Source organism: Pedobacter sp. Leaf216 (genome assembly GCF_001421515.1).
GTDB lineage: Bacteria > Bacteroidota > Bacteroidia > Sphingobacteriales > Sphingobacteriaceae > Pedobacter.
Genome location: NZ_LMKM01000005.1, coordinates 124,824 through 138,398, shown reverse-complemented (window position 1 = coordinate 138,398; position 13,575 = coordinate 124,824). Strand labels below are relative to the sequence as shown.

Annotated in this window: 7 protein-coding genes; all 7 read right to left on the bottom strand. The window is 39.8% G+C overall.

What is annotated here, in order from left to right; translation table 11 throughout:
- Positions 1 to 17 precede the first annotated feature (17 nt).
- The 7 genes from ASE74_RS04240 to ASE74_RS04210 all read right to left on the bottom strand — a co-directional run bounded on the left by ASE74_RS04240 (position 18) and on the right by ASE74_RS04210 (position 13,538).
- Positions 18 to 2,480 carry a glycoside hydrolase family 2 TIM barrel-domain containing protein gene (locus ASE74_RS04240; protein WP_055904643.1) on the bottom strand — a complete coding sequence of 821 codons (2,463 nt, stop codon included), beginning with the start codon at positions 2,478 to 2,480 and terminating at the stop codon, positions 18 to 20.
- 11 nt (positions 2,481 to 2,491) lie between these two features.
- Positions 2,492 to 3,667: a DUF5009 domain-containing protein gene (locus tag ASE74_RS04235; RefSeq protein WP_055904639.1), complete on the bottom strand. Its 1,176-nt coding sequence runs from the start codon at positions 3,665 to 3,667 to the stop codon at positions 2,492 to 2,494.
- An 11-nt stretch (positions 3,668 to 3,678) separates the two neighbouring features.
- Positions 3,679 to 6,333, bottom strand: a complete 2,655-nt coding sequence (locus ASE74_RS04230; protein ID WP_055904734.1) for a glycoside hydrolase family 2 TIM barrel-domain containing protein — start codon at positions 6,331 to 6,333, stop codon at positions 3,679 to 3,681.
- Positions 6,334 to 6,507: 174 nt separating this feature from the next.
- Positions 6,508 to 8,727, bottom strand: coding sequence for a beta-glucosidase BglX (gene bglX, locus ASE74_RS04225; RefSeq protein ID WP_055904637.1), 2,220 nt, complete (start codon positions 8,725 to 8,727; stop codon positions 6,508 to 6,510).
- A 12-nt stretch (positions 8,728 to 8,739) separates the two neighbouring features.
- Positions 8,740 to 9,834, bottom strand: a complete 1,095-nt coding sequence (locus ASE74_RS04220; RefSeq protein ID WP_055904634.1) for an endo-1,4-beta-xylanase — start codon at positions 9,832 to 9,834, stop codon at positions 8,740 to 8,742.
- Between the two features lie 3 nt (positions 9,835 to 9,837).
- Positions 9,838 to 11,640: a glycoside hydrolase family 2 protein gene (locus ASE74_RS04215; protein WP_055904631.1), complete on the bottom strand. Its 1,803-nt coding sequence runs from the start codon at positions 11,638 to 11,640 to the stop codon at positions 9,838 to 9,840.
- A 104-nt stretch (positions 11,641 to 11,744) separates the two neighbouring features.
- Complete coding sequence (locus tag ASE74_RS04210; RefSeq protein WP_055904628.1) at positions 11,745 to 13,538, bottom strand: RagB/SusD family nutrient uptake outer membrane protein; 1,794 nt, start codon at positions 13,536 to 13,538, stop codon at positions 11,745 to 11,747.
- Positions 13,539 to 13,575: the final 37 nt, after the last annotated feature.

The window sequence follows — 13,575 nt, the reverse complement described above, 5'->3', positions numbered from 1 at the left end:
TAGAAATTTGTTAGCGGTTATAATGTAGTAAAAACTGTTTTCAAACCTTCGCTACTTACAGATACGGCACTCTGCCCTTTATTTAATTTAACTTTAATTATGGCCCTTCCGTTGTAAGCCTGTACCTTTCTTGATCCTGAAGAAGTACCTTGATTATCAATTAATTTACCATCACCAGTTAAACCAAAAGTTATCCAGTTGATTGCATCTAAACAAGGTATTCCCTTATCATCATATACTTTAACTTCTACAGTAGCTATATCATCCTGCTGATCGATTTTTTTGAGTTCCATTTTTGCGGGCTTGGTCCACTTTTCAGTTTGATAGGTAAACTTAATCTCGTCAGTTACGGTTTCTTTTCCATTCTTAGCAATTACTTTAACTGTATTTTCGCCTTTTGCAAAAGGAAGGTTCCAGCGTAAGCCTGCCGCGGGATAATCCTGACTGTTGCGTTTTTTACTTCCAAAACTTTTTCCGTTTAAAAAGATTTCAGCCTCGGTGCAATTGGAATATACTTTAACCATCTTTTCTTCGCCTTCATCGCCCCAACGGGTTGGCCAGGTATGGCCGTAAATGTGTACCATTGGTTTTTCTGTCCAATAAGATTGAAAAACGTAATAGGCTTCCTTTTTTGTAAAATCTCTTTCTACCATGCCTTTCTGGTTCATATAAGGCACAGGATTATCTGGACGGACAGGTGTAGAAAAATCTTTAAAAGGCCAGTAAGCTGTACCGCTTAACCAGGGCATGGTTTCCTGTTCTTTTAAATGCCAATCGATTAAATTGGTAATATAAGATTCGCTCCAGTCGCCATCTTTGGATATTCTGGCTGCACCGCCATACAATGAGGCATCTCCTGCCCTTTCATCGGCACTGCCGCCTGTTTTAATTTTACTTAACGCTTTATCCGGATTTTCTGAGTGGCGTAACGCATGGCTATCTCCTCCCCACTCTACATGTAAAAAGCGTTTAACCTTGGCAAACTCATCTTCTGATGCTTTTTTATAATCGGTATAAGCACCTCGGTACCAGCCAGCCCAAATGGAAGGCGAATACACATCTACAATATCGCTGCAAAAATCGCATCTGCGAATGGCGGTATAGCGCGATTTATCGAGTTTGTGCGAAAGATCGTTGAGTTCTTTCATAAAAGCCCTGATTTTCTCCTTATCAAATTCTGGGAAATCGCCCGGCCAATCGTTTTCATTGCCCATGCCCCAAATAATGATGGCCGGATGGTTATAATGCTGCTCAACCATATTGGTAAGCATTCTTTTGGCCTGCTGTTTATAAATATCGCCTCCTAAACCACCACGGCACCAGGGAATTTCTTCCCAAACCATAATGCCTAAACTATCGCAAAGGTTTAAAACAATACGCGATTGCTGATAATGCCCGAGGCGGATAAAGTTGACACCCATATCTTTCATCATTTGCATTTCCTGGCGGATCATGCCCTCCGTCATGGCTGCTGCCACACCCGCGTGGTCTTCGTGGCGGTGGGTTCCACGCAATAGCAAACGTTTTCCGTTAAGGTTAAAGGGGCCTTTCTCTATAAACTCGATATGGCGAAAACCAACTTTTTCTTCTCCTTTATAATTTCCTGCAGAGGAAATAATTTCGTACTGCAAACGGTATTGCACAGGTTTTTCGGTAGACCATAACTGAGGCTTTTTAAGCTCAATCGACCATAAATCTATATCAGCACTTAAATTAGTAAGCTTTTTATCTGTTTTACTTACAGTTTTACCCTGAGGATCAACTAATTTCAATAGAACGGTTGCCTCGTTAAGTGCTTTTGGGTTATATAAACGGGTTTTAACAGTTAATTTACCTAATTTACCCTGAGCATCTACTTCAGCTTTGGCAAACATTTTATCAACAGATAATTGTGGTGCATATACTAAATTCAGGTAACGGTAAATGCCGCCATATACATTAAAATCGGATAGATTGGAAGGAATCATTTCCAGATCCCTGGAATTATCCGTCAGTACCGAAACCGGAACCTTGCCTTTGAACTGTTTCTGATAAATAGCCGTTTTTTCGAAAGCAGCAACTGCATCCGTAATGTCTGCTGTCCATTCATCATAGCCTCCCACATGTGTAGCTACTTTGGTGGTATATACATAAACTTCAGTTTTTTGTCCGGCTCCTTCGAAATGTAAAATTGTTCTTCCGTTCTGGTAAGGATTATCTATTTTAAGCTGCGTGCGGTACCAAGCGGGGCCCTGATAATAATTAACATCAGGATCTACAGCATCTTCTGCATTAAAGCAGTGCGGCAAAGTTACCTTCTGCCATAATGGAACCGCCTCAGGATTGCCAACGCCAACGGGACGTACAGCTTCCCATATACCGCCCAAATCTTGCTTTAAAAATTCCCAGTTATTATTTAAACGTGTAGATTGCTGCGCAAACAATAACTCACTGTTAAACAACACAATAAACAAGAATATATACCTAATTAACTTTAACATTTATTTTTAAATTAAACTTTTAAACGTAATTTTTTCTTCTCCAAAAAATACACAATCCTGATCACCAAAAGTGCTATAACCAAAGAACGGATGATGCCACCTATACCTGAACTTAGAAAATGTGGAAAATGAAAATGAGCCAAACTAAAAATAGCATACAACAAATATGGAATAAGGTAACAGGTTAATGTACTGGTACCTGCGGGTTTAATTAACTTAAACCAATCGTTTTTATGTTTTACATCTATTAAGTAAATCAGCAGTTGGAACACAATGATGGTAATGCCCATGCACACAAATACCCAGGCAGGTGTAGCATAAATTTTTGAAATCCCCCCTGCGTAAGGCCTGATGAACATGCCAAAAGCGAACGACAATAAGCCATAAAAACTGATCAAGATCCAAAAATCCAGGTATTGTTTACTGCCAATGAGCTTTTTATATACGGAAGTAATTAATACACCGCCCAACATTAACACGATTGAAGAGGCATCACCGATGATCCATAAGTGGTGGTTAAATAAACCCAGGTGGGTAGTAATGTTAATGCCCGCAAAGGCAACAAAAGCCAACATGAGCAATAACAAATTACCTTTTAAAAAAAGGTACACAAAAGCAGAAACCAGATAAGCCCAGCCAATAATACCTAAAATGCCCCACCAATGTGGCTTTAAGCCCTCAGGATGATTTATTGAACCACCTTTGTATAGTAATGCCAATACAGCGAGTAATAAAATGCCAAACCCAATAAGGCCATACTTTTTATTTTTTGATAGATTTTCAGGGTAATCCAACCATATCAGAAAGAAGGCAATTGTGATGGCAATTGTATAAACCGGGTAAGGCAAAATTGCCGAATGGTGATTGTAATTTTCTAAATTAACATGAAAAAAGCCCATTACAATTAAAGCGAGTGCCCTTAAACCAATATAGCCTGAAATAGAAAATAAGCTTTCGCCTTTAACAATTCTACTTTGAATGGCGAATGGAAGGGAAAGGCCTACAATAAAGAGGAAAGCCGGGAAAATTAAATCTGAAAAACCCATTCCATCCACATCGGCAGGTGCATGTTCTATCCATTGCGGAATGTTGGAAACGCCGGCAACATCGTTAACAAAGATCATTAAGAACATGGTAAGTGCTCTTAAAACATCAATCGATAAAATGCGCAGTGGAAGCTGGTTCATGGTTTTACAGATTAATAGATTTTTCTTAATTGTAATGCATTTAAAACCGGTTTACCTTTTATCGCGTTAAAATCAATTGAAATTCCTTTTCCATTCTGTACGGTTACCCTGGTGGTTTTTTTAACCGCTGTGGTATAGCCAAAATCTGTAGCGAGGTTTAATCCGGGTAAAAAGGATACGCCATTAATGGAAACATCGAAAATGCGTTGCTCTTCCACTTCTTTTTTATGGTTATTATCTAAATTATAAGCCAATGCTTCTTTTGTTTCGCCACCAACCAACTCTGCAAAGTGCAAGGCCAATTCATATTCGCCATCAGGCACATCAAATTTAAATTGCTTAATACCTACCTGTTGGGTTTGGTAAACCGGATCATTATCAGTACCTAAAATGTTTTTGTCGCTGCCATAAGTAATGCGGTTGTTGGTTCCTTTGTAAGGATCGCCACTTATCCATCCCCATGCGCCTGTTTTGTAAGGTTGATCGGGCATCCAGAGCTGGTGTTCTTCTTCGTCGATATAAAAACGTTTTGAACCTAATAGGATATTGATGTTTTTAAAAGAAATATTGCTATCATTAAATTTAAAAGGTTGTAATTGAAAATCAATGTCGGCCTGATCGTTCTGATCACCAGCTATTACGCGTATTTGGTTGTTTCCATCAATAAATGGTACTTTCCATTCGATAATGTGATCTACAGCATCTTTTACACCTAAACTTTTACCATTTAAAAAAAGTTCAGCTGATTTTAGGTTGGTAGCCACCTGAACTGGCTGTGTACTGCTTAATGTGGCAGAATCGGCCGTTCCTCCTCTTTCTTTCCACTGCGCTGAAGTAATTTTAATAAAGGGCTTTTGCAATAAATAAGCCTGATAAAGGAAATAGGTATCTTTTGGATCGCGACCAATGGTTAACAAACCTTTGTTATTGATGTGCGGCATGGTTTCTTCGCGGGTTTCGGAGTTGAAATCGGCCAAATTCCAGGCTTCGCCTCCGGCTACAAAAGGCCTGCTTAACATTGCATTTAGGTAAACCTGGTTAAATTTAACGCCATATTCTACGCTTTTATCAAAACGGATTGGTGAAAATGATCGAATCCTAGGATCGGCATCTGCTCCGTATTCAGTAACCATAAAAGGGGTATTTGGCAATTCTTTGTGGTGACGGTCTAAAAATTTAGCAAAATCATCGGGTACACCAGAATACCATCCGGAGTATAAATTCCAGCCCACAATCATCGGTATTTTCGTTAAACCCACCTTGTTGTAAATATCCCAGGCACCGTGGTTAACCAAAAGGGTATAACGTGATGGGTCTTCTTTGCGGGTTAAACTATCTAATTTTTGGGCAAGTTGGCGTACATGATCAAAATAAATTTGCTGACGGGGTTTATCGTTAGAAAACTTTAGGCGAAGTAAGATTTCGTTCATATATGCCCAGATAATGATACTTGGGTGATTGAAATTCTGTTTGATCATTTCAGTTTGCATGTTCAAACAGGTTGCGGTAAAAGCTTCGGTTTCGGTAATGGTATTAACTACCGGAATTTCTACTGAAGCCAAAATGCCCAAACGGTCGCAGGCTTCTAAAATTTGTGGGTCTTGAGGATAATGTGCTACCCTTAAAAAGTTACCGCCCATGGCTTTAAGCAACTCAATATCTTTGATCTGCAACGCATCTGGTGTAGCATTGCCCCTATTTTCGTAATCCTGATGCTTACTAGCACCAATAATTTTCATTGGTTTATCGTTTAAGAAAAATCCTTTATCGGCATCAAACTTAAACCAGCGGAAACCTAAAGGATTAGATACCTGATCGATTACCGACTTGGTTTTAACATCGATAATCTTGGTCACCACGCGGTATAAATAGGGATTTTGCGGCGACCATAATTGAGGTTGCTGTATGGATTTAATATCCTGAACCACAACTATACTAGCCCCTTTATTAATATTTTGAGCAGTGTTTTTATTGGCTACCGCATTGCCTTTTGCATCGAAAATGGTGGTAACAACTTGTATCTTTTTATCTGTAGAAGATGCGTTATCAATCAAACTTTTAACTTGTACACTTGCCGCTGAAGCAGAAACTTGCGGCGTGGTGATAAATACACCCGAACTTCCGTTTTCTTTTTGCGAAAAATGAATTTGATTCGCAATTAACAGACTTACGTTGCGGTACATCCCACCAAAAAACGTAAAATCGGCAGTAAGCGGTGGAATATCTTCATTAAAACGGTTATTTGCCCTTACTTCTATAACATCGTTTTTATAATTTAAATATGGAGAGATGGGCACAGTAAAATGGGTATAACTGCCGATATGTTTTCCGGCTGTTTTACCATTGATTAATACTTCAGCCTCTTGTGCTACCCCATTAAATATCAGATAGATATCTTTTCCTTTCGCACTTTCATTAAGCTTTAATTTACGTTTGTAAATACCTAAGCCCCGGTAATAGCCCGGCACATCATCCAAAACATCTTTATCGTTCCAGGTATGTGGAACATTTACTTTTTCAACAGGTCCGTTTTCTTTATTAAATTCCCATTGATCGTTTAAGCTAATGGTTTTGCGGCCAGCATCCTGGGCAAAGCTGTTTAAGGCTGTAGTTGCTGCTATAAGTAGTAATAAAAGTGATTTCGATCTTAGGGATGATTTCTTCATGTTATATTTTTGCACTTTATTTTTTGCCACGGAAACACGAACGGATCGGAATTTTTGTTTTGAATTCCTTCCTCGCCGTTGCCACGAACCGTTTAATTTTTTCACTAAGAAGGCACTAAGCACACAAAGTAGCCTTGCGACATAATTGGGTGTTTCTGTGTCTCCCTGGCCAATCTAATTCAATAGCGTAAAATCCTTTTCCAGTTTAATATTATTCGAAGCAGTTCCGATCATTAATTTGAAACCGCCAGCCTCAGCAACCCATTTGAGCTGTTGGTTATAAAAGGAAAGTTTTTCTTTATTAATAGTGAATGTGATGGTTTTACTTTCTCCTGCCTTTAACATCACCTTTTGAAAATCTTTCAGTTCCTTAACAGGGCGTACAACTGAAGCAAACTTATCTTGTAAGTAAAACTGAACCACTTCTTCACCTGCATATTTGCCTGTATTTTTTAAAGTAAAACTTACACTTATTTGATCATACAGTTTCATTTGTGTTTTACTTACAGCCAAATTGCTATAATCGAAAGTGGTATAACTTAAACCATACCCAAAAGCGAATTTAGGACTGTTCGGCATATCCAGATAAGCAGAACGGTAACGGGTATCTTTATCATTTTTAGCCGGACGGCCAGTGCTTAAATAATTGTAATACAAAGGAATCTGTCCCTCATCGCGTGGGAATGTCATAGGTAATTTACCTGCCGGATTATAATCTCCATAAAGTACATTGGCCATGGCATTACCGGCTTCACTTCCTAACCACCAGGTATACATTATAGCCGGAACGTTGTCGGCTGTCCAATTGAAAATTAGCGGACGGCCGGCCATTACCAATACCACAACAGGTTTCCCTGTAGCTTGTATGGCCTTAATTAAATCTTCCTGTACACCAGGCATGTGGATATTGGCTTTACTTTTTGCTTCACCACTCATATCCAACGTTTCACCAACAGCCATAATTACTACATCAGCCTGTTTGGCTACTGCTACAGCCTCAGCAAAACCAGTTTTAGAAGAGTCGGCCACTTCACAGCCTTTGGCATATAATAATTCGGTTTGGTTGCCGACTTTGTTTTTTAGTCCTTGGTATAACGAAACCAGGTTATCTTTCTCCCATGCAATAGACCAAAAACCTTGCATATCCTTTTCAGATTTTCCTAGAGGACCAATCACAGCAATCTTTTTTAAGTTTTTGGACAATGGCAGTACCTGATTTTCATTTTTTAACAGCACAATACTTTTTTCGGCCATTTTAAGCGAAGCTGCTCTGTTTTCAGTAGAATTTAATTCCTTTTCCTCCCGGTTTTCATTACTGAAACGGTATGGGTCATCAAACAAGCCCAGTTCGAATTTCTTGCGTAAAACTCTTCTCACGGCATCATCAATCAAAGCAAGCGGCACTTTTTTATCGGCAACCAGTTTGGCCAGACCAGGCAGGTAACTCCTGCTTTCCATGTCCATATCGCTTCCTGCTTTGATAGCCAGCTCGGCTGCCTGTTCTTTATCTTTAGCATAACCATGGGCAATCATCTCCCCGATAGATCCCCAATCGCTTACTACAAAACCCTGGTATTTCCACTGTCCTTTTAAAATATCGCGTTGCAAATAACTATTTCCAGTAGCGGGAATGCCATTAAGGGTGTTAAACGAATTCATAAAAGTTGCAGCACCTGCATCAATCGCAGCTTTAAATGGCGGCAGATAGGTTTCCCAAAGCGTATGTTCGCTCATATCAACTGCGTTGTAATCTCTACCGGCTATTGCAGCACCGTAGGCTGCAAAATGTTTTGCACAAGCCATAACGGCATCTAGGTTGCCTAAACCTTTACCCTGAAAACCTTTTACACGGGCAAATGCAATTTTAGTACCCAGGTAAGTATCTTCTCCTGCACCTTCCATTACCCTGCCCCACCGTGGATCGCGGGCAATATCAACCATGGGCGCAAATGTCCAGTGTACACCCGAAGCCGCGGTTTCTCTGGCTGCTACTCTTGCAGCGTTTTCCATTTCGGCCAAATCCCAGCTTGCGGCTTCTGCCAAGGGAATTGGGAAGGTAACGCGGTAACCGTGAATAACATCCAAACCAAAAATCAACGGAATTTTCATTCTCGATTGCATGGCCACTTCCTGCACGGCTCTGGTTTCTTTTGCCCCACGCACATTTAGCATGGATCCCAATTTACCATCGCGGATATCCTTTAATTTATTCGGATTATTGGTAATTGGCCCTGTTGCATCCCTGTCGCCTGTATATTGATTTAACTGACCGATTTTCTCCTCGAGGGTCATCAGTTTCAAAACGGAATCAATTTTCTTTTCGATTTTTTTATCCTGCGCAGAAGCAGAAAGTGAAATCCCTAAAATTAAGGCTAATGGTAAGTATCTTCTCATAATTGATGTTTGCTATTTAACGCCATCTAAAATTGCTTGATAGGCCGGTTTTCGCTGATATTGTGCATCAAAAGGCAAAGGCCAATCGGCTCGATTGTAATTTGCAGGAATCCAACTGTCTGCATCGGTAACATTCCACTGGGTAATGCCAAATTGCTGACTTTTTGGTATGGCATTATAGGCCTGAACAATGGTTTTGTATTTTGCAGCCTGCTGTTCGCCCAAAGCAGTGGTGTATGTAATGGATGGTACGTTATCGGGATTTAAGGAAATATCAATTTCTGAAATGTGTATTTTTAAACCTGTGGCAGCAGCAGTGCTAATGGCAGCTGTTAAATTTGCATCGCTTTGTGTTACGCGGGTATGCATCTGGATGCCGATACCATCAATAGGAATGCCTTTATTTTTTAAACTGGTAACCAGGTTTAGTATTGCAGTGCGTTTTGTGGTGCCAAATTCATGCCCATAATCATTGTAAAAAAGTAACGCATTCGGGTCGGCTTCGTGTGCGTATTGAAATGCCCTGCCAATATAATCAATGCCTAACTTTTGCACCCAAATGCTGTTGCGGATGGTACCATCTTCGTTAACGGCTTCGTTTACTACATCCCATGAAACAACTTTGCCTTTAAAATGGCCCACAACGGTTTGAATATGGGTTTTTAAAAGGTTTTCCCAATCGGCGGTAGTCCCCTGGAAATTATTTACCCAATCTGGTAATGATTTGTACCAGTTTAAGGTATGGCCATGTATTCTTTTTCCATTGGCTACGGCAAAATCAACCAGGTAATCGGCATCGCTCCAGGTGTATGTATCTTTTGCAGGATGTACGGATGCAAATTTCATGGCATTTTCTGCCGTAACACTATTAAATTCTTTAATAACCAGATTACGGTAGTTCGTATTGCTTTTCAATAAACCTACATTAACAGCTGCCCCCATGAAGAAAGGCATATTTGCCTGCAAAGTAATTTCTGCTATTTTTGGTGCTGCTATTGCCATTCCAGGATCGATACTGGTACTCTTGTATTTTGCACAAGAAAGGGTTAAAAGCGACACCGAAAGCATTATTTTCGAAGCGAAACTAATTCTCTGTAATCTTTTCATAATCTATTTGTATTTAACCTGCATTTGGTCGTAAAAGTCTTTCAGCACATAGAAAATTAATCCTTTACGGTTCCAAAAATTTTGATAAATGGGATGTTGTCTTCTTGGCGACCTGAAATCGGTCAAAATCCAGGGGGTCATACCGCGTAGTGCACCAATTTTGCTCAGCATGGTAATTTGGTTTTTGTATAAAGCTTCCTGATATTCTTCGCTCCAGCGGGTATTTTCATCAGCATGGAAACCACCGAGCGCATCACCACCGAATTCGGTAATTACTACGGGTTTTTTATACTTAATATCGAAATTGTATTTAGTAATTTCTGAAGGATTACCTCCCCAGTACCAGCCCGCATATTCATTAAAACTTACCAGATCGATTTTTTCGCCCAAAGGATCGTTCAAAATGATGTTATTTCCTTCACGGTGCACCTCCAAAGCCGCAGCAACCAGGCGCGTATCGTCGAAAGTGCGGGCAGTTTCTGCCAAATTGCTCATAAAGCTTAAACGGGCATCGCTTAAAGGGGTTTCATTACCGATAGACCATACAATTACACTCGCCCTGTTTTTATCGCGTACAATTAAATCGGTAAGTTGTTGTTTGGCATTGGCATATGTTGCAGGGTTGGTCCAGCTGATGGTCCAATATACCGGAACTTCAGCCCAAACCAGTAAACCCATTTCATCTGCCAAACGGATCATTTCTTCGTTGTGCGGATAATGTGCCAGGCGAACATAATTACAGTTCATATCTTTTGCCCATTGCAACATCATGCGCATATCGCCTTCTGAACGTAAACGGCCTGCTAATAGCGGGTTTTCATCATGCAGGGATATGCCCCTTAAAAAAACAGATTTACCATTTAAAAGAATGCTGTCACCATCAACCTGAATGGTTCTGAAACCAATTTTATCGTTGATATTTTCTTTGTCGGTTTTAATGTTTACGGCATATAACTTTGGCGTTTCTGGCGACCATAAGCTTAAATTGTTCCAGGTAAATTCATCAGCTATTTTGCCTTCGCTATCTGTTTTGTATTTCTTTTCTAATTTTAATTCGGGGATAGAAAGTGTAATCTCCTGCCCTGCAGTTGCATCAGCAAGCTTTACTGAGAAATTTAACAGGTTTTTGTTTCCCTTTGCGAGTTGAAGTTTATAATCATTAATAAAATGATCGGGAAATTCTGCCAGAAATACATCACGGGTTATGCCTCCATAATTCCACCAATCGGTATTTACAGTAGGTATTTCATCTTGCTTACGGATATTATCTACTTTAAGTACAATAGAGTTTTCGCCAACCTTTAAATTGCTGGTAACATCAAACTGGAAAGGTGTAAAACCACCTTTGTGTACACCCAATTTTTTTCCGTTGAGGTAAACGTGTGCTTCGTAATTAACGGCAGCAAAGTACACGAAATATCTTTTTCCTTTTTCGGGTTTTGCATCAAACTTTTTGCGTAGCCAGACATTGCCTTCGTAAAGTTCTAATTTTTCTGACTGTGAGTTCCAATCGCCCGGAACATTCATTTGTGGTGAATGATCAAAATCATATTCTATCAGTTCTGACTTATCTTTTTGAACTTTATCGTCAAAATAACCACCTGTTCCGGTTTTGGATTGATCGAATGGTTCGTGGCGATAATCATAATAGCCATTTTCATATGGATCGACAATATAATTCCATTTGCCGTTCAAACTTTGGATTTTACGTGCCTGAATGTTCTGTATAGCCGTAACCTGACCGTAACTGATGGATGAAAGGAGCGAAAAGCAGATTAAAAATACGCTATAGGTTGTTTTTAGCATAACTTAAGTTTTAATTTAATTAATTGACTGTTTCAAAACTAACAATTAATTAACGGACGGTGTTTCCACCGCCCGCCTAAATTTGAGCAAAATCTAGTTTTTGGTTAATATCCAGGGTTCTGCCCCAAACCTGGAGCTTTATTTAATTCATTCTGCGAAATTGGATATAAGTAGTTTTTAGCCGTAAAAGCCCTGTTTTCTACCACAAATGGGGTATAGCTAAATGTAGTTGGCGTTAACTGTACAATGCGCATTCCTGTAACAGGTTTGTTAAATGTGGTTTCGCCTTCTTTCCAGCGGCGTACATCGTAAAAACGGTGTTCTTCGAAACAAAGCTCCACCCGGCGTTCGTTATGAATCCTTTTACGGAGTTCTTCTTTTGTTGGGGCAACATAACCCGGGCCCGATGGGTTTGTGGTTTGCAATGGAGGCATATCAACATTTTGTGCTGAAGTAGTTGTAGCTTTTCTTTGGCGAACTGCATTTACTGATCTCAGAATTTCTGTTAAAGCCGCTACACCTTGTGCCTCATTTAATGCTTCGGCATAGTTTAATAAAACTTCGGCATACCTAAAAAATATCCAAGGACGGCGAACATTGGTTGCTGTACCTGCCCAAACGGCACTTTCACTTAAATATTTACGCATGTAATAGCCTGTTTTTGTTGCGTTTACATTTAGGCCAAGTCCATCTTTACCGCCAACAAAGGTTTCTACAGGTTTTCCTTTAAATTGTGTGAGCAAATAAGCCGCATTACCTGGCGCTGTAACTGGTTGAATTGAGGCTGAATTATATAATATTGCAAAACCCAACCTTGGATCGCGGTTGGCATAAGGATTATTGGCTACATAGCCAGAACCTGCATCTGTAATCGGTTTACCCGTGGTTTTCATTTCAAAAGCATCAACCAGTTCTTGTGTGGGGTTTGTACGTCCGTTTGCCCCATCGTAGCTAATAGGTGCATTATTTGATTCTATCGTATTGGTATTGAGTGTTTGTGTAGCAAAAATAACCTCATTATTATAAGCTGCATTGGCTACATTCCATAACCATATGTTTTGGTATGAGGCATATATACCATGTTTACCAGTATCCATTAACCTTTTTGCCGCATTGGCTGCATCCTGCCATTTGCTAACATCGCCCGATGGATTATATTGTGGACTGGCCGCATACAACAACATTCTAGCTTTAAGTGCCATTGCTGAAGTTCCTGCAGCCCTACCCCGGTTTACATTATTCCAATCAGACGGAGAAGCAGGCAACCTTGTTATTGCCGATTCGCAATCAGCCGAAATCTGCGCAACACACTGATCAAAGGTGTTTCTTGGCAAATCTAAGTTATCGTTAATGGTTAAGGTTTTGGTTACTATCGGAAAACTGCCATAACGTTTAAGCAATTCGAATGCGAAAAAAGCCCTTAAAAAATAAGCCTGCCCTTTTAAACGCTCTATTTGCGAAGCAAGGGTTTGATTTTCGGGCACATTTGCTGGTAAAACTTCATCAATTGGCACAATTGCAGCTGCATCTATCTTTTCGAGGAACATGTTAGCTTTTCTAATCCCAGCATACATATCGGCATATACATCATCAAATGTTCTAACCGGACTCCAAGTACCATTATTTAGGGTAGAAATTGAGGCATTCTGATTTGAATTTACGGCTTCATCACTTCCAGAGGCTAATAAGGCACCATCGCCAAGGTTATACCGATCGGAAAGTGAGGCATAAACATTGTTTAAAAAATTTCTGGCATAATCAGGATTGGCCCACAGTTGCGCTTCAGTAACATCGTTACCCCCGCTAAAAGATCCGTCCTGAAGAAATCCATCTTTTTTACATCCGGCAACCTGTAAAATTACAAGGGCAAGAAGGAGATAAAATATATTTTTTTTCATCTTTTTTTCTTTATTTTAATGGTGATGAAGCTATCAT

Coding starts and splice junctions, on each gene's coding strand:
- ASE74_RS04240 (WP_055904643.1), bottom strand. CDS start 2,480: ATGTTAAAGTTAATTAGGTATATATTCTTGTTTATTGTGTTGTTTAAC.
- bglX (WP_055904637.1), bottom strand. CDS start 8,727: ATGAGAAGATACTTACCATTAGCCTTAATTTTAGGGATTTCACTTTCT.
- ASE74_RS04215 (WP_055904631.1), bottom strand. CDS start 11,640: ATGCTAAAAACAACCTATAGCGTATTTTTAATCTGCTTTTCGCTCCTT.
- ASE74_RS04220 (WP_055904634.1), bottom strand. CDS start 9,834: ATGAAAAGATTACAGAGAATTAGTTTCGCTTCGAAAATAATGCTTTCG.
- ASE74_RS04230 (WP_055904734.1), bottom strand. CDS start 6,333: ATGAAGAAATCATCCCTAAGATCGAAATCACTTTTATTACTACTTATA.
- ASE74_RS04235 (WP_055904639.1), bottom strand. CDS start 3,667: ATGAACCAGCTTCCACTGCGCATTTTATCGATTGATGTTTTAAGAGCA.
- ASE74_RS04210 (WP_055904628.1), bottom strand. CDS start 13,538: ATGAAAAAAAATATATTTTATCTCCTTCTTGCCCTTGTAATTTTACAG.